This is a genomic window from Streptomyces celluloflavus, assembly GCA_000720995.1.
Taxonomy (GTDB): Bacteria; Actinomycetota; Actinomycetes; order Streptomycetales; family Streptomycetaceae; genus Streptomyces; species Streptomyces celluloflavus.
In genome coordinates, this window is sequence record JOEL01000048.1 from 1 (window position 1) to 16,109 (window position 16,109).

Consider the following 16,109-nt stretch of genomic DNA (forward strand, 5'->3'; position numbering starts at 1 on the left):
GCCCGCAGCCCGCAGCCCGCAGCCCGCAGCCCGCAGCCCGCAGCCCGCAGCCCGCAGCCCGCAGCCCGCAGCCCGCAGCCCGCAGCCGCGCTTCCCTGTGCCACGAGACTCAGCCGCCTTCTTGTGGCGGGATGTGCCACCTCCCACCCAGCGGACGGAATCGACGTGGGCGCCGGAAGCCGTACAAGCGACAGCCGAGGCGAAGAGTGCGGACTCCCCGGAATCGGCCTGACCCGCAGCGCCGTACCGGTCGTGCCGGCCGCACCGGAGAGAGGCGGCCGAGAGCCCAGAGCGCAGCGGCGGCCAGGGCGGCCGCGCCCACGAGTGCTGTCGGCGTCGGGATCGTCGGGGACTGGTGGGCCGCGAGGGCCGGCCCGGCTGGACTCGTAAGTCCTGGGGGTTCCGGGATGCCGATGACCGGGAGAAGGCGGGACGGGCCGGCTCGGAGCAGGGACGGGGGCAGCAGCGAGAGCGGGTCGAGGTAGGTCTCGCCCCGGAGCAGGCCCCAGTGGAGGCACGGTCCTCGGCAGTGGAACGGACCGCGTTGGAGGACGGCGACCGGCTGCCCTGCCACCACGAGGTCCCCCTTCCGGGCAGTGGGACTCACCGGTTCGTACGTGGTGCGTAACGGGGGACTGCCCGAGCGGGACAACTCGATGGTGAGGACTCCCTGCCCGGCGACGGTCCCGGCGAAGGTCACCGTGCCCGGCGCGGCGGCGCGCACCGGAGCGCCGACGGAGGCCGCCACGTCTACACCGCGGTGGCCCGCTGCGTAGGGGGAAGGAGGCGGTTCCCAGCCGCGCAGCACCGTGGGCGGCAGACCCGCCGGCCCGTCCACCGGCCAGGAACGGTCTGCCGTCGGTGCCTCGGCGCCTTCGGCGACGTGTCCCCGTACGCCTCCCGTGATGCGTCCCGTATCGCGTTCCGGCGCGTGGCCCGGCAGGTGTGCCGAGGCGGCGGCGGGTGGCGCGGTGAGGGCGAGCGCTGTCGCGGCGCCCAGCACCGGTACCAGTCCCGTGAGGAAGGCCGCGGCGGACATCGCAACCGCTGCCGGGGCACGCCCCATGCGTGCCGGGAAGAAGCAGCTGGGGCCGTACCGGGGCGGTGTCCCGTCAGGCGACGGGAGCGACGGTGGGGGCGGCCAGGCAGGAAAGGACGGGCGTGGCTTCGGCCGCCGTTGCCACCAGCCGCGCAGCCGTCCGCCGGGCGGGGACGGTGAGCGGGACGATGCGGTGGTCGCAGACGCGACGGATGCGGCAGACGCGGCCGATACGGCTCGTGAGGCAGCTGAGACTCGTGAGGTGGTCTCGCCGGGCGAGGCGTGCCGTGCCCGCGCCGCAGGCATGGCACACACCAGGGCCGTCATGCCGGGTCGATCACGGACGGCACACAGGGCGCGGGAGTGAAGAGCCGGGTCCGCACCGGAGACTCGTCGCAGGTGCCGCAAGTGCCGTTGCAGATTTCGTCGCAGGTCTCGTCGCATGTCTCGACGGTGGCGCAGTCGGCCGGGGCGTGGGGATCTTGGTCTGAATCTGTGGGTGACCGGCCGTTTGTGGATAACGGCGTCACCTGTCCCGGGCGCAGAAGGGCGCGTGTCGCCCACGGCATCGGCCGTCCCGTACACTTCTTGTGGCGATCCGGGTCACCGGGTCGACTTCGCACGCCCCGCCGTCAGTGCACCAGTCCCCTTCGGGCAGCACGATGGCCGCGCTCCTCGGTCCTAGGACGGTTCCGCAAGGTTCCGTCCTCGGCAGGCGCGTCGGGGCGTCAGGCACCGCGGCCGACCGGCCGCAGTGGAACCGAGAACACAAGGAGTACGGCCATGGCCGTCGTCACGATGCGGGAGCTGCTGGAGAGCGGCGTCCACTTCGGGCACCAGACCCGTCGCTGGAACCCGAAGATGAAGCGCTTCATCTTCACCGAGCGCAACGGCATCTACATCATCGACCTGCTCCAGTCGCTGTCGTACATCGACCGCGCCTACGAGTTCGTCAAGGAGACCGTTGCCCACGGCGGCTCCGTCATGTTCGTCGGTACGAAGAAGCAGGCCCAGGAGGCCATTGCCGAGCAGGCGACTCGCGTGGGCATGCCCTACGTGAACCAGCGCTGGCTCGGCGGCATGCTGACCAACTTCTCGACCGTCTACAAGCGCCTCCAGCGCCTGAAGGAGCTCGAGCAGATCGACTTCGAGGATGTGGCCGCCTCCGGCCTCACCAAGAAGGAGCTGCTCGTCCTCTCCCGCGAGAAGGCCAAGCTGGAGAAGACCCTCGGCGGTATCCGCGAGATGCAGAAGGTGCCCAGCGCCGTCTGGATCGTGGACACCAAGAAGGAGCACATCGCCGTCGGCGAGGCGCGCAAGCTCAACATCCCGGTCGTCGCGATCCTCGACACCAACTGCGACCCGGACGAGGTCGACTACAAGATCCCGGGCAACGACGACGCGATCCGCTCCGTCACCCTGCTCACCCGCGTGATCGCCGACGCCGTCGCCGAGGGCCTCATCGCCCGCTCCGGTGCCGCCACCGGCGACCAGAAGCCCGGCGACAAGGCTGCCGCCGAGCCGCTGGCCGAGTGGGAGCGCGACCTGCTTGAGGGCGAGAAGAAGGCCGACTCCGAGGACGCGGCCGAGAAGCCCGCCGAGGAAGCTGCTGCCCCCGAGGCCGCTGCCGCTGAGGCCGCTGCCCCCGAGGCCGAGAAGCCGGCCACGGACGAGCAGGCCTGACCCTCAGAACCGGTTGACGACGGCGGGGGCGGGCGCCACAAGCGCCGCCCCCGCCGTCCACCCGTAGATCTTTCGACTTTCGAGAAGAGATTCACAGACCATGGCGAACTACACCGCCGCTGACGTCAAGAAGCTCCGCGAGCTCACCGGCGCCGGCATGATGGACTGCAAGAAGGCGATCGACGAGGCCGAGGGCAACGTCGAGAAGGCCGTCGAGATCCTCCGCGTCAAGGGCCAGAAGGGCGTCGCCAAGCGCGAGAGCCGTTCGGCCGAGAACGGCGCCGTCGTCTCGCTCATCGCCGACGACAAGTCCTCCGGCGTCCTCCTTGAGCTCAAGTGCGAGACCGACTTCGTAGCCAAGGGTGACAAGTTCCAGGCCGTCGCCGACGCGCTCGCCGCGCACGTCGCCAAGACCTCCCCGGCCGACCTCGAAGCGCTGCTCGCCTCCGAGATCGAGGCCGGCAAGACCGTCCAGGCGTACGTCGACGAGGCCAACGCCACCCTGGGCGAGAAGATCGTCCTGGACCGCTTCGCGCAGTTCTCCGGCGGCTACGTCGCCGCTTACATGCACCGCACCATGCCCGACCTCCCGCCGCAGGTCGGCGTCCTGGTCGAGCTGGACAAGGAGAACGCCCAGGTCGCGAAGGACGTCGCGCAGCACATCGCCGCCTTCTCGCCGAAGTACGTCTCCCGCGAGGACGTCCCGGCCGACGTCGTCGAGAACGAGCGCCGGGTCGCCGAGGCCACCGCGAAGGAGGAGGGCAAGCCCGAGGCCGCCCTTCCGAAGATCGTCGAGGGTCGCGTCAACGGCTTCTTCAAGGAGCACGCGCTGCTGGACCAGGCGTTCGCCAAGGACAACAAGAAGACCGTCCAGAAGATCCTGGACGAGGCGGGTGTCTCGCTGAAGCGCTTCGCGCGCATCCGCGTCGGCGCCTGAGCCTGCCGCGAAGGCAGCGAATGACCTGCGACCCCGCTAGGGTCGTACGCAGTCGGCCGCTCACCGGCCGGCCGCAGATGTGACGAGGAGGCCATTGCCGCACAGGGATCTGACCCAGACCCACGGCAATGGCCTTCTTCGTATGTGCACGAGGAGAGCTCAATGAATCACGGTGCCGACGGCGCGGACACAGACAATGCCGGCCACGGCGGGAGGCGGCGCTTCCTGCTGAAGCTGTCGGGCGAGGCGTTCGCCGGCGGCGGTGGACTCGGTGTGGACCCCGATGTCGTGCACGCCATGGCTCGCGAGATCGCCGCCGTGGTACGCGACGGCTACGAGATCGCCATCGTGATCGGCGGCGGCAACTTCTTCCGCGGCGCCGAACTCCAGCAACGCGGTATGGACCGGGCCCGCTCCGACTACATGGGCATGCTCGGCACGGTCATGAACTGCCTCGCCCTCCAGGACTTCCTGGAGAAGGAAGGCATCGACTCCCGCGTCCAGACCGCCATCACCATGGGCCAGGTCGCGGAGCCGTACATCCCGCTGCGCGCGGTGCGCCACCTGGAGAAGGGCCGGGTCGTCATCTTCGGCGCCGGCATGGGCATGCCGTACTTCTCCACCGACACCACCGCCGCCCAGCGCGCCTTGGAGATCGACGCCGAGGCGATGCTGATGGGCAAGAACGGCGTGGACGGGGTCTACGACTCCGACCCCAAGAAGAACCCCGACGCGGTCAAGTTCGACGCCCTCGAATACGGTGAGGTCATCACCCGCGACCTGAAGATCGCCGATGCCACGGCCATCACACTGTGCCGCGACAACAAGCTTCCGATCCTCGTCTTCGAACTGCTCGCCGAGGGCAACATCGCGCGCGCGGTGAAGGGTGAGAAGATCGGCACGCTCGTCAGCGATCAGGGCACCCGGGCCTGACGGCCCCAACTGCCGCGATGGCGTACGGGCATCGGCCTGTACGGGCGGCAGCTCCCGGCCGGGGGTGGACCCCGGCACGGGGATGGACAACCGCCTGCCGGTCGGACACCGTGCAGGAGTAGACGCGCGGCAGGGGCGAGGCTCTGCTTCTTACCGAAAAGACCAGGAGCAAGTGGTGATCGAAGAGATCCTCCTCGAAGCCGAGGAGAAGATGGAGAAGGCCGTCGTGGTCGCCAAGGAGGACTTCGCCGCGATCCGCACCGGGCGTGCGCACCCGGCGATGTTCAACAAGATCGTGGCGGACTACTACGGCGCATTGACGCCGATCAACCAGCTGGCGTCGTTCTCGGTGCCGGAACCGCGGATGGCCGTGGTGACCCCGTTCGACAAGAGCGCGCTGCGCAACATCGAGCAGGCGATCCGCGACTCCGACCTCGGCGTCAACCCGAGCAACGACGGCAACATCATCCGCGTGCACTTCCCGGAGCTCACCGAGGAGCGCCGCCGGGAATACATCAAGGTCGCCAAGACCAAGGCCGAGGACTCGAAGATCTCGATCCGGAGCATCCGCCGCAAGGCCAAGGAAACCCTCGACAAGCTCGTCAAGGACAAGGAGTCCGGCGAGGACGAGGTGCGCCGCGCGGAGAAGGAGCTCGACGACACCACCGCGAAGTACGTCGCGCAGGTGGACGAGCTCCTCAAGCACAAGGAATCCGAGCTCCTAGAGGTCTGATGAACCAGTCATCCTGGGGAGCCCCGCCCGGCGCCGGTCAATGGGGACCACCCGACCAGGGACCGGCCTCCGCACTCCGCGGGGCGGCGCCCCCCGCCTCGGCGGGCCCCGTACCCCACGAGGGCGACATGGCGCAGACCCGCCCCATGCCCATCGTGCCCGGCCCAGGCGGACACCAGGACGACCACCGGGACCACCGGGGGGCTGCTCGCCGGAGCGGCCCCCTGTTCCGCGACGAAAAGCCGCAGGAGCCCATGTCCACCTCTTTCCCCGGGCCCGACAGCTCGCAGGACTCAGAGAAGCCGAAGAAGAAGAGCGCGGGACGCAATCTGCGCGCCGCCATAGGGGTCGGCGTCGGCCTCGGCGTGATCATCATCGCCTCGCTCTTCGTCTACAAGCCCGTCTTCATCGGCGTGATAGCGATCGCCGTTGTCGTGGGCCTGTGGGAGCTGACCTCGCGGCTGGCGGAGCGCAAGGACATCCAGGTACCGCTGGTGCCGCTCGCCGTCGGCGGCACCGCCATGGTGGTCGCCGGATATGTGCGCGGCACCGAAGGCGCATGGGTGGCGATGGCGCTCACGGCGCTCGCCGTCCTCGTCTGGCGGATGACCGAAGCGCCCGAGAACTATTTGCGGGATGTCACGGCCGGTGTCTTCGCCGCGTTCTACGTGCCGTTCCTCGCGACGTTCGTGGCGCTGATGCTCGCGGCCGAGGCCGACGGACCGCAGCGGGTACTGACATTCCTGCTGCTGACCGTCGTCAGCGACACCGGGGCGTACGCGGTGGGCTGGCGGTTCGGCAAGCACAAGCTCGCGCCACGGATCAGCCCCGGCAAGACCCGAGAGGGCCTGGTCGGCGCGGTGCTGTTCGCCATGGTCGCCGGGGCGCTCTGCATGGAGTTCCTGATCAAGAACGGCGTCTGGTGGCAGGGGCTGCTGCTCGGCCTCACGGTCGCGGCCAGCGCCACCCTCGGCGACCTGGGCGAATCCATGATCAAGCGCGACCTCGGCATCAAGGACATGGGCACCCTGCTCCCCGGCCACGGCGGCATCATGGACCGGCTCGACTCGCTGCTGCCGACCGCCCCCGTGGTCTGGCTGCTGTTCGTGATCTTCGTGGGCTCGGGCTGAGCCGCCGGCTCGTTCGCACGACGGCTCCGCCGCCTCGGGATTCCGCGCGAATTCCCTGCATACGAGGGGCGCACGACGGCCCGGAGGGGCCTGCCGCATGACGTGGCAGGCCCCTCTTCGCGCGTCTGCGACACTGGTATGACCATGCCTGCACCTGGAGAACTCACTTTCGTCGCGCCGCGCGGAGCCAAGAAGCCCCCGCGGCACCTTGCCGATCTCACCCCCGTAGAGCGCCGCGAAGCGGTGGCCGCGATCGGCGAGAAGCCGTTCCGCGCCAAGCAGCTCTCGCAGCACTACTTCGCCCGTTACGCGCACGACCCGGCGCAGTGGACCGACATCCCGGCGGCGGCGCGCGAGAAGCTGGCGGCGGAGCTGCTGCCGGACCTGATGAACGTGGTGCGGCACATCTCCTGCGACGACGACACCACCCGCAAGACCCTGTGGAAGCTGCACGACGGCACGCTCGTAGAGTCGGTGCTGATGCGCTACCCGGACCGGGTCACCATGTGCATCTCCTCGCAGGCCGGCTGCGGAATGAACTGCCCGTTCTGCGCCACCGGACAGGCGGGCCTGGACCGCAACCTCTCCACCGCCGAGATCGTGCACCAGATCGTCGACGGGATGCGCGCGCTGCGTGACGGCGAGGTTCCGGGCGGTCCGGCGCGGCTCTCCAACATCGTCTTCATGGGTATGGGCGAGCCGCTCGCCAACTACAAGCGGGTGGTCGGCGCCATCCGGCGGCTCACGGACCCGGAGCCGGACGGAATCGGTCTGTCGCAGCGCGGTATCACCGTCTCCACGGTCGGCCTGGTCCCCGCGATGCTCCGTTTCGCGGACGAGGGGTTCAAGTGCCGGCTCGCCGTGTCGCTGCACGCGCCCGACGACGAGCTGCGCGACACCCTCGTCCCAGTCAACACCCGCTGGAAGGTCCGCGAGGTCCTGGACGCGGCGTGGGAGTACGCCGAGAAGTCCGGCCGTCGCATCTCCATCGAGTACGCCCTGATCCGCGACATCAACGATCAGGCATGGCGCGGTGACCTGCTGGGACGGCTGCTGAAGGGCAAGCGCGTCCATGTGAACCTGATCCCGCTGAACCCGACGCCCGGCTCGAAGTGGACCGCCTCGCGGCCCGAGGACGAGCAGGCGTTCGTACGGGCCATCGAGGCGCATGGTGTGCCGGTGACCGTCCGGGACACCCGCGGTCAGGAGATCGACGGCGCCTGCGGGCAGCTCGCAGCCGCGGAACGCTGACCGTTCGCTGGTACCGTGTGATCGAACAAATGCACATTCCGACAGGGGAGCGCCACAGCGCTGAGAGTGCGGAAGCGTCGTAAAGATACGGTGCCCGCAGACCCTTGAACCTCGCCCGGGTCATTCCGGGTAGGAAGTTCGGTCATCACTCATGCTGTTGCGCCCCGCCCGGAATCCGCTCGACGGACGTCAACCGACGCCGTCGGCAGCGGCACCGGGCGGGGCCGCGTCTCTTCCTGGCCAGCCAGGAGGAATCAGTGAGCACCACCAGCAGGATCACCGTGACCGCGGTCGCCGCCGCGGTCGGCATGACGGCACTCGCCGCGTGCGGCAGCTCGGACGGTGGGAGCACGGACGCCAAGACCGTCACGCTCGTCAGCCATGATTCGTTCGCCGTCTCCAAGTCGGTGCTCGCCGGCTTCGAGAAGGAGAGCGGCTACCAGGTCAAGGTGGTCCAGAGCGGGGACGCCGGAAAGGCCGTCAACCAGGCGATTCTCTCCAAGGGCAATCCGCAGGGCGACGTCTTCTTCGGCATCGACAACACGCTGCTCTCGCGCGGCCTGAAGGAAGATCTCTTCAGCCCGTACAAGGCCCAGGGGCTGGACAACGTCCCGGCCGAGCTCCAGCTCGACAAGGACCGGCACCGTGTCACCCCGCTCGACTACGGCGACACCTGCGTCAACTACGACCGGGCCTACTTCGCGCAGCACAAGATCACACCGCCGGAAACTTTCGACGACCTGATCAAGCCCGAGTACAAGAACCTGCTCGTCACAGAGAATTCCGCGACCTCCTCTCCGGGGCTCGCCTTTCAGCTCGGCACCATCGCGAAATACGGTGAGAACGGCTGGCAGGAGTATTGGAAGAAGCTCAAGGCCAACGGCGTCGAGGTCGTCAACGGCTGGGAGCAGGCGTACAACGAGCGGTTCTCCGGCTCGGCGGCAGGCAAGGGCAAGGGCGACAAACCGCTGGTGGTCTCCTACGCGTCCAGTCCGCCCGTCGAGGTGCTGGGCAAGAAGCCGGAGCCCAAGGAGGCACCGACCGGAGTCGCCACCGGGACCTGTTTCCGGCAGATCGAATTCGGCGGTCTGCTCAAGGGCGCGAAGAACGAGAAGGGCGGTAAGGCACTGCTGGACTTCCTGCTGAGCAAGAAGTTCCAAGAGGACGTGCCGCTGCAGATGTTCGTCAACCCGGCGCGTACGGATGCCAAGGTGCCGGCGCTGTTCACGAAGTACGGCGCGACGATCGACAAGCCGGCGACGGTCGCCCCGGAGACGATCACCAAGAACCGTGAACAGTGGATCAAGCAGTGGTCCTCGCTCGTTCTGAAGTAACCCGCGCCCGGCGCCGACGGCCCCTGCGCGCAACGGCGGTACGGCTCGGCCTGATGGCCCTGCCGTTCGCCTTCTTCGCGCTCTTCTTCGCCTATCCGGTCGCCTCCATCGTCGGACGCGGCCTGAAGGACGGCGGACAGTGGCAGCTCGGGCGGATCGGGGCGGTGCTGACCGATCCGGATGTGCTCCACGTCCTGTGGTTCACCTTCTGGCAGGCGGCGGCCTCGACCGGGCTGACACTGCTGATCGCGCTGCCCGGCGCGTACGTCTTCGCGCGCTTCGACTTCCCGGGCAAGCAGCTGCTGCGGGCGCTGGTCGCGGTGCCGTTCGTACTGCCGACGGTCGTCGTCGGCTCGGCCTTCCTGGCGCTCGTCGGGCGGGGCGGGCTGCTGGACGACCTGTGGGGTGTACGCCTGGACACCTCGGTGTGGGCGATCCTGCTGGCACACGTCTTCTTCAACTACGCGGTGGTCGTACGGACCGTCGGCGGGCTGTGGGGGCAACTCGACCCACGCCAGGAAGAGGCGGCGCGGGTGCTCGGCGCCGGACGGTTCGCCGCCTGGCGGCGGGTGACGCTGCCTGCGCTCGGCCCGGCTGTCGCGGCCGCCGCGCTGATGGTCTTCCTTTTCACCTTCACCTCCTTCGGGGTGGTGCAGATCCTGGGCGGGCCCACCTTCTCGACGCTGGAAGTGGAGATCTACCGGCAGACCGCGGACTTCCTGGATCTGCCGACGGCCGCCGTCCTCACCCTCATCCAGTTCACGGCGGTGCTCGGACTGCTGGCGCTGCACGCCTGGACCGTACGCCGACGCGAATCCGCCCTGAAACTGGTGGATCCGGCGCAGACCGCCCGGCGGCCACACGGCCGTGGTCAGTGGGCGCTCTTGTGGACGACGCTCGTCGTCATCGTGCTCCTGCTCGTCCTGCCGCTGGCCGTGCTCGTCGAGCGGTCCTTCGCGGGAACGGACGGCTACGGACCGGTCTTCTACGAGACCTTGCAGTCCGCCGCCACCGCCGACAGCACCTTCGCCGTCGCACCTCTCGACGCCCTGTGGAACTCGCTCGCCTTCGGGGCCGTCGCGACGGTGATCGCGCTGGTGGTGGGCGGGCTGGCGGCAGCCGCCCTCACCCGCAGGGGCGGCCGTCTGGTCCGTGGCTTCGACGCGCTGCTGATGCTCCCCCTCGGAGTCTCCGCCGTGACCGTCGGCTTCGGTTTCCTGATCACTCTCGACAGACCACCATTCGATCTGCGTTCCTCGTGGTGGCTGGTCCCGCTCGCCCAGGCACTGGTGGGGGTGCCGTTCGTCGTCCGCACGATGCTGCCCGTCCTGCGCGCGGTCGACGGCCGGCTGCGGGAGGCGGCCGCGGTGCTGGGCGCCTCGCCGTGGCGGGTCTGGCGCGAGGTGGACCTGCCGTTGGTGCGACGGGCGCTGCTGGTCGCGGCCGGTTTCGCGTTCGCGGTATCGCTCGGTGAGTTCGGGGCGACGGTCTTCATCGCGCGGCCGGACCATCCGACCCTTCCAGTGGCGGTGGCTCGGCTGCTGGGACGTGCGGGGGAGCTCAACTACGGGCAGGCGATGGCCCTGTCGACCATCTTGATGGTGGTGTGCGCCGGCGCCCTGCTGGCCCTGGAGCGCATCCGTACCGACCACTCCGGGGAGTTCTAGATGACGGCACATGCCGGGACGACGGCGCCGGAGCTGCTGCGGCTGGGCGGTGTCACCGTCCGCTTCGGCAAGGCGGACGGGCGCCCCGCGCTCGACGCGGTGGATCTCGCGGTCGCAGCGCACGAGATCGTCTGTGTGCTGGGCCCCAGCGGCAGCGGCAAGTCGACGCTGCTGCGGGTGGTGGCCGGACTCCAGCAGACCGACGCGGGGCGGGTGCTGCTGGAAGGGCGGGACCAGTCGGGGGTGCCCACGCACCGGCGCGGAGTAGGGCTGATGTTCCAGGACCACCAGCTCTTCCCGCAGCGCGATGTCGCGGGAAACGTCGCCTTCGGACTGCGGATGCGAGGCACCTCGCGCGCCGACCAGGAGCATACGGTCGCCCGTCTGCTGGACCTGGTCGGGCTGCCGGACGCACAGGGGCGCGCTGTGGCGTCGCTCTCCGGGGGTGAGCAGCAGCGTGTCGCACTGGCCCGCGCACTCGCCCCCCGTCCCCGGCTGCTGATGCTCGACGAACCGTTCGGCCAGCTCGACCGCGGTCTGCGTGAACGTCTGGTCGTCGAACTTCGGGAACTTTTCGGCGAGTTGGGCACGACCGTACTTGCGGTCACACACGATCAAGGCGAGGCGTTCGCGCTCGCGGACCGGGTCGTGGTGATGCAGGACGGACGGATCGCGCAGACCGGCACCCCGCTGGAGGTCTGGCAACGGCCCGCCACCGAATTCGTCGCCCGTTTCCTCGGCTTCGACAATGTGGTGGAGGCGACCGTGCAAGGGGATACGGCCGTCACTCCCTGGGGCAAGCTGCCGGTCCCGGACGGCACTCCGGACGGGCCGTGCCGCCTGCTCGTACGTCCGGCCGGCGTCCGCCTGCTGCCCACGCCCGAGGGGCTGCCCTGTACGGTCGCGGCCCGGACGTTCCGCGGTACCCATGTCGCCCTGCTGCTCCAGCCGGCCGGCGGACCACAGGTGGAGGCGGCCTGTGCGCTGCCGGACGCGCCGGAGACCGGGGAGAAGGTGGGCATTGCCTTCGCGGCGCAGGATGTCGTGGTGCTGGAGGCTGCGGCGGAATGATCGCAGGAAGTGTCGCATCGGTGGCATGAGTTGCTCCTGACTGGTCGGTCACTCCTGTAAGCGGGGGAGGGAAGTCGGCCGTCGGCCTTGCGGGATGACCAGGCCCAGCTCATAGGCGAGGATCACCGCCTGGGCGCGGTCGCGAAGGCCCATCTTCGTGAAGAGCCGGTTGATGTGTGTTTTGACGGTGTGGTCGGTGATCGTCAGGCGAGCGGCGATCTCGGCGTTGGACAGTCCCTGGGCGATCAGGACGAGCACTTCCACCTCGCGACCGGTGAGCTCCTCGACCGTACGGACCGGAGCCGGCGCCGAGCGTTCCTCGACGTACGCCGCGATCAGCCGCTTGGTCAGCTCGGGGGCGAGCAGCGCATTGCCCTCGGCCACGACCCTTACGGCATGCAGGAGTTCGGGAAACGTAGCATCCTTGAGGAGGAACCCGCTGGCCCCCGCCGCCAGCGCGTCGTACACATACTCGTCGAGGCCGAACGTCGTCAGCATCAGCGCCTTGGTGGCACCGTCGGACGCTCTGGTGATCTCGCGGGCGGCCTCGATGCCGTTCTTGTGCGGCATGCGGATGTCCAACAGCGCCAGGTCGGGGCGCTGTGCTGCGGCGATACGGACCGCCTGCACGCCGTCCGCCGCCTCGCCCACCACTTCGTGGTGGCCATAGGGGGTGCGGCAGTGCTGCCTTTGCTCGTCCTCGTGCTGCTGACTGACAGGGCGCAACTGGCGATCGCGGTGGTCGAACGCTCGACTGACCTGCTGATGCATGCGGGCAGTTCGTACGTTCCCGGTCGCTCTGCGGTGGTGGACTACTACCCCTATCTGCCGGGCATGGCGGTATACGGCCTGCCGCACGCTCTCTTGGGCAACGGACCGCTGAAGACCGCCCGTTGGCGGGTGGCTGGCATCTTCCCCTTCACCATGGCCGGGGCGGCGGCCGTCCTCGCGCGCCGCCCGCCGCGGAGGAAGGGCCGGGGGAGCGGTATCGCGGAATTTGGGCGCGGTGGTGCAGTGCCCTGGTCTGCCGGGGCGACGCTTGCGGGCTCGGCTGCCGCACTTCCCTTCGCGCTCGCTGCCCCCGCCTCCGCGGCCGGTGATGGTCTTCGCGGGGGCTCAGTCGTAGGGCGGCCTGCCGCCGATCCATTCCGCGGCCAACATCTTCGCCATGCCCTGCCGAACCTGGCGACGCGGCCTGGTGACCGACGGGCTGGGCATCGTCTTCAGGGAGGCCGAGGCCGCCGGCTCGCCGGTGCTCGTCGGCGACTCCGGCGGCGCGCCCTTCGTGGTACGCAACGGCGAGACGGGCCGTCAGGTCGATGGGCACAGACCGCGACCGCACGCGGGCTGTGCCCATCGAAATGTTCCAGGACCCGGGCGCCGTCCGCGCGATGGGGGAGAAGGGACGAGCCCGGGACAGAGCGGAAGGGGATTGCGACCGACCGCTCCTACGAGGAACTGGCCCCTACGAGGAGCTGGTGCGGTTGCCGGACAGAGAACGAGTTTGTGACTCGGCAGCCCCGTCCCGGTCCGTCGGCGGATGTGCCGATCCGTCGCCCGGTGCCGGGTCGCCTTCCGTTGCCGTGGCGGCGTCCCGTTCCGCATCGCCCGCGGTGACCGAGCCGTACTCCGGCTCCGGGGAGCCGAACCAGGCGACCGCGACGGCTCCGGCCACGGCCACCAAAAAGCCGAGGATGGCGACCCAGGCGAAGCCCGGACGGGAGGCATCGCCCAGCCAGAGCACCCCGAGGATGCCCGGGACCACGGTCTCACCCACCACCAGCGCCGCCGTGGCGCCGTTCACCGAACCGATCTGGAGGGCGACGGTGTGCAGGTACATTCCGCCGATGCCGGCGACGAGGATCGCGTACAGCGCGGGGTCGCCGAGGAAGGAGGACAGATGGAACGGGTCCACACCGTTCAGCACCCGTACGCCGACGCCGAGCGCTCCGAAGCCCAGGCCGGAGAGGAGACCGGCGAGAATCGCGGCCCGCCCGCCGAGCAGCCGCACGATCAGGATGCCGCCGCCGATGAGCAGGACGGAGGCGGCCAGCAGCCACCAGTGCGTGCTGATCGGCGTGTTACCGCCGCCCTCCGGTCCCGCTGCCGTGGCCAGCAGCACCAGCGCCGAACAGACCACGGCGATGGAAGTCCACTCGGGCCGGGTCAGCCGGATGCCGAGGAGCTTGATGCTCAGCACGGCCGTGATCACGAGGTTGGCGCTGATCACCGTCTGGGAGAGGAACAGCGGCAGCAGCCGGGCGGCCAGCGCGCCGAGTCCGAAGCCTATGAAGTCCAGAATGGTGCCGACCATGAACTCCCAGGTCACGGCCGCCTTGGCGGTGGACGAGAGGCTGGGACCGCCGTGTTGGGTGACCCCGGTGGTGGACGCGGCGGCCGCCTCCCGGCGGGCGGATTTGCGCGATCCCACCGCCTGGAGGACCGAACCCGTGCCGTAGCAGACGGATGCCGCCACGGCTGTCAGAAGGCCGATGATCACCAAGAACTCCGTTCACGCACTGCCTGGATTTACCTGTGCATTACCTGAACTGGCAGACGCGCATTTCGGGACGGGAGTTGCCTCGCGTGGGCAAATGGGTAACCGGATCTTTCGGCCGGGCGCTGGATCGGGGCGGCGGAGCCACGGGCGGGCACCGGACCGGTCAGGATCTGGCGGTGAGGCGGGCCAGTGCCTCCGGTACGTCCGTCACCGAGTCGACCAGGGCGATCCGGTCCGCCATGGGACGGCCCGCCGCGAGCGACCGGAGCAGTGGCCAGGTGGGCAGCTGCTCGGTCCAGTGCGCTCGGTTGACCAGCACCATCGGGGCCGGCTCGTCCGGCGACCGGTAGTAGTTCGCGGTCGCGTTGTCGAAGATCTCCTGCACGGTCCCGGCGGCGCCCGGCAGGAACACCACGCCGGCATGGGAGCGAGCCAGCAGGCCGTCCTCGCGCACCGCGTTGACGAAGTACTTCGCGATATGGGTCGCGAAGGCGTTCGGCGGTTCATGGCCGTAGAACCAGGTGGGGATGCCGACCGACGTGCCACCGCCCGGCCGGCTGCGGCGCACGTCGAAGGCGGCACGTGCCCATTCCGTGACGGAGGGGGTGAAGTGCGACGCCTTGGCGAGTAGTTCGAGCGCCGAGTCGAGCATGGTGTCCTCGAAGGGTGCCGCGTACGCCCCGAGGTTCGCTGCTTCCATCGCCCCGGGCCCGCCGCCGGTGGCGACGGTCAGCCCGGTGCGTGCGAGGCTGCGGCCGAGCCGTGCCGCGCCCGCATAGGCCGCCGAGCCACGCTCCAGTGCGTGCCCGCCCATGATGCCCACCACCCGGGCGCCGGCGAGATGTTCGTCCAGGGCGTCCGAGACGGCGTCATCATGGATGCTCCGCAGCATCGAGGCGAAGACATCGCCGTTCGCCCGCGTCTCTTGGTACCAGTGGAACGCGCGGGCGTCCGGCGTCGCTTCGTAACCGGCGTCGGCCAGGCCGTCGAAGAGCTCGTCGGGTCCGTACAGGCTGCCGCGGTACGGGTCGAACGGCAGGCCCGGTATGGGCGGGAAGACCAAGGCGCCCCCGGCGCGCACCTTCGCGGCGGCGTCGGCCTCCATGGCGCAGCCGAGAAAGACGGCGTCGGCCGTGTCCGTGCCGAGCAGTGCGAAGGTCCGGTCCGTCAGATCGACCGACCGGATGCGGCGTCCGGCGAGATCGCCCGAGACGGCTGCCCGGTCGAATTCCTCCAGGGAATCGATCTCGCGGTCGTGGTCCCGGCGGGGCGCTGAGGGCTCTGAAGTCGGCTGCACGCCCGCCATGTTAGGTGCGCAGCGACTCCACCAGCGGCCCGAGGTGACCGTCCGCGGCCGCGGCGTCCAGTGCGGCGTGCAGGGCGCCGTCGTAGGTCGGGCGCGCCTTGCTCTGCACCTCCCGGCCTTCATCGGTGATTACGCTGTAGACGCCGCGTCGGTCTTTCGGGCACAGATCCCGGCGCGTGAGGCCGGACGACTCCAGGCGGGAGGCCAGGCGGCTCACGGAGCTCTGGTTCAGGCCGATGAGATCGGCGAGCTCCTGCATGCGCAGCTCACCGTCGTCCGCCTCGGCCAGCCGGGCCAGCGCGCGGTACTCCGACAGTCCGATGCTGTGGTGCTGCTGGAGGGCCTTTGCCAGCTCCTGTTCGACGCGTGTGTGCAGCGTTCCGAACCGGTCCCAGTGCTCCGCGTCCATCGCCTTCTGCTCTCTTCCGCCTTTTCCGGCTGGGCTCTTGACAGCAGCGTACATGCACTGGCAACTTATGTATGTGCATGCAAGTGCTTGTGTGCAGGGGAGGAACGGGGGAGTCA

The 16,109-nt window shown here is 69.5% G+C and carries 15 protein-coding genes; 10 read left to right on the forward strand and 5 right to left on the reverse strand.

Annotated features, from left to right (window positions below):
• Positions 1-109: 109 nt before the first annotated feature.
• On the reverse strand, positions 110-1,483 hold the full coding sequence (locus tag IH09_RS38080) for a M23 family metallopeptidase (protein WP_318279589.1): 1,374 nt from the start codon (positions 1,481-1,483) through the stop codon (positions 110-112).
• 339 nt (positions 1,484-1,822) lie between these two features.
• Here IH09_RS38080 and rpsB point away from each other — a divergent pair, with 339 nt between their 5' ends.
• The 9 genes from rpsB to IH09_RS29665 all read left to right on the forward strand — a co-directional run bounded on the left by rpsB (position 1,823) and on the right by IH09_RS29665 (position 11,778).
• Positions 1,823-2,722 (forward strand): 30S ribosomal protein S2, encoded by a 900-nt coding sequence (gene rpsB / locus IH09_RS29625; protein ID WP_052860598.1) that lies wholly within the window; start codon positions 1,823-1,825, stop codon positions 2,720-2,722.
• 100 nt (positions 2,723-2,822) lie between these two features.
• A complete protein-coding gene (gene tsf, locus IH09_RS29630) occupies positions 2,823-3,659 on the forward strand; it encodes a translation elongation factor Ts (RefSeq protein ID WP_052860599.1) in 837 nt (278 codons plus the stop codon).
• Positions 3,660-3,821: 162 nt separating this feature from the next.
• Positions 3,822-4,592 (forward strand): UMP kinase, encoded by a 771-nt coding sequence (pyrH, locus tag IH09_RS29635; RefSeq protein WP_052860600.1) that lies wholly within the window; start codon positions 3,822-3,824, stop codon positions 4,590-4,592.
• A gap of 175 nt (positions 4,593-4,767) precedes the next feature.
• A complete protein-coding gene (gene frr, locus IH09_RS29640) occupies positions 4,768-5,325 on the forward strand; it encodes a ribosome recycling factor (RefSeq protein ID WP_052860601.1) in 558 nt (185 codons plus the stop codon).
• Positions 5,325-6,455: a phosphatidate cytidylyltransferase gene (locus IH09_RS29645; RefSeq protein WP_110952663.1), complete on the forward strand. Its 1,131-nt coding sequence runs from the start codon at positions 5,325-5,327 to the stop codon at positions 6,453-6,455. Before frr ends, IH09_RS29645 begins: the two co-directional genes overlap by 1 nt.
• A 144-nt stretch (positions 6,456-6,599) precedes the next feature.
• A complete protein-coding gene (gene rlmN / locus IH09_RS29650; protein WP_052860632.1) occupies positions 6,600-7,706 on the forward strand; it encodes a 23S rRNA (adenine(2503)-C(2))-methyltransferase RlmN in 1,107 nt (368 codons plus the stop codon).
• 257 nt (positions 7,707-7,963) lie between these two features.
• Positions 7,964-9,040 carry a thiamine ABC transporter substrate-binding protein gene (locus tag IH09_RS29655; RefSeq protein ID WP_052860603.1) on the forward strand — a complete coding sequence of 359 codons (1,077 nt, stop codon included), beginning with the start codon at positions 7,964-7,966 and terminating at the stop codon, positions 9,038-9,040.
• A 53-nt stretch (positions 9,041-9,093) separates the two neighbouring features.
• Positions 9,094-10,707 (forward strand): ABC transporter permease, encoded by a 1,614-nt coding sequence (locus IH09_RS29660; RefSeq protein WP_052860604.1) that lies wholly within the window; start codon positions 9,094-9,096, stop codon positions 10,705-10,707.
• The gene (locus IH09_RS29665) at positions 10,708-11,778 is read left to right on the forward strand and encodes an ABC transporter ATP-binding protein (RefSeq protein WP_052860605.1); all 1,071 of its coding nucleotides are present in this window, start codon (positions 10,708-10,710) and stop codon (positions 11,776-11,778) included.
• A gap of 48 nt (positions 11,779-11,826) precedes the next feature.
• Here the strand turns inward: IH09_RS29665 and IH09_RS29670 are convergent, their stop codons facing one another.
• A complete protein-coding gene (locus tag IH09_RS29670; protein ID WP_240150645.1) occupies positions 11,827-12,549 on the reverse strand; it encodes a response regulator in 723 nt (240 codons plus the stop codon).
• A gap of 397 nt (positions 12,550-12,946) precedes the next feature.
• Between IH09_RS29670 and IH09_RS38085 the strand changes: the two genes are divergently transcribed.
• Positions 12,947-13,288, forward strand: coding sequence for a glycosyltransferase (locus IH09_RS38085; protein ID WP_110952664.1), 342 nt, complete (start codon positions 12,947-12,949; stop codon positions 13,286-13,288).
• On the opposite strand, the gene IH09_RS29680 is transcribed toward IH09_RS38085, so the two are convergent.
• The 3 genes from IH09_RS29680 to IH09_RS29690 all read right to left on the reverse strand — a co-directional run bounded on the left by IH09_RS29680 (position 13,244) and on the right by IH09_RS29690 (position 15,993).
• On the reverse strand, positions 13,244-14,278 hold the full coding sequence (locus IH09_RS29680; RefSeq protein WP_244933913.1) for a DMT family protein: 1,035 nt from the start codon (positions 14,276-14,278) through the stop codon (positions 13,244-13,246). The genes IH09_RS38085 and IH09_RS29680 overlap by 45 nt on opposite strands.
• Before the next feature lie 163 nt (positions 14,279-14,441).
• A complete protein-coding gene (locus IH09_RS29685; protein ID WP_052860607.1) occupies positions 14,442-15,584 on the reverse strand; it encodes an LOG family protein in 1,143 nt (380 codons plus the stop codon).
• A 1-nt stretch (position 15,585) separates the two neighbouring features.
• Positions 15,586-15,993, reverse strand: a complete 408-nt coding sequence (locus tag IH09_RS29690; RefSeq protein ID WP_052860608.1) for a MarR family winged helix-turn-helix transcriptional regulator — start codon at positions 15,991-15,993, stop codon at positions 15,586-15,588.
• Between the last annotated feature and the right edge of the window lie 116 nt (positions 15,994-16,109).

Coding starts and splice junctions, on each gene's coding strand:
- IH09_RS29660 (WP_052860604.1), top strand. CDS start 9,094: ATGGCCCTGCCGTTCGCCTTCTTCGCGCTCTTCTTCGCCTATCCGGTC.
- IH09_RS29665 (WP_052860605.1), top strand. CDS start 10,708: ATGACGGCACATGCCGGGACGACGGCGCCGGAGCTGCTGCGGCTGGGC.
- rpsB (WP_052860598.1), top strand. CDS start 1,823: ATGGCCGTCGTCACGATGCGGGAGCTGCTGGAGAGCGGCGTCCACTTC.
- IH09_RS38080 (WP_318279589.1), bottom strand. CDS start 1,483: ATGCGACGAGACCTGCGACGAAATCTGCAACGGCACTTGCGGCACCTG.
- IH09_RS38085 (WP_110952664.1), top strand. CDS start 12,947: ATGCCCTGCCGAACCTGGCGACGCGGCCTGGTGACCGACGGGCTGGGC.
- IH09_RS29645 (WP_110952663.1), top strand. CDS start 5,325: ATGAACCAGTCATCCTGGGGAGCCCCGCCCGGCGCCGGTCAATGGGGA.
- pyrH (WP_052860600.1), top strand. CDS start 3,822: ATGAATCACGGTGCCGACGGCGCGGACACAGACAATGCCGGCCACGGC.
- tsf (WP_052860599.1), top strand. CDS start 2,823: ATGGCGAACTACACCGCCGCTGACGTCAAGAAGCTCCGCGAGCTCACC.
- rlmN (WP_052860632.1), top strand. CDS start 6,600: ATGCCTGCACCTGGAGAACTCACTTTCGTCGCGCCGCGCGGAGCCAAG.
- IH09_RS29670 (WP_240150645.1), bottom strand. CDS start 12,549: ATGCATCAGCAGGTCAGTCGAGCGTTCGACCACCGCGATCGCCAGTTG.
- IH09_RS29685 (WP_052860607.1), bottom strand. CDS start 15,584: ATGGCGGGCGTGCAGCCGACTTCAGAGCCCTCAGCGCCCCGCCGGGAC.
- IH09_RS29690 (WP_052860608.1), bottom strand. CDS start 15,993: ATGGACGCGGAGCACTGGGACCGGTTCGGAACGCTGCACACACGCGTC.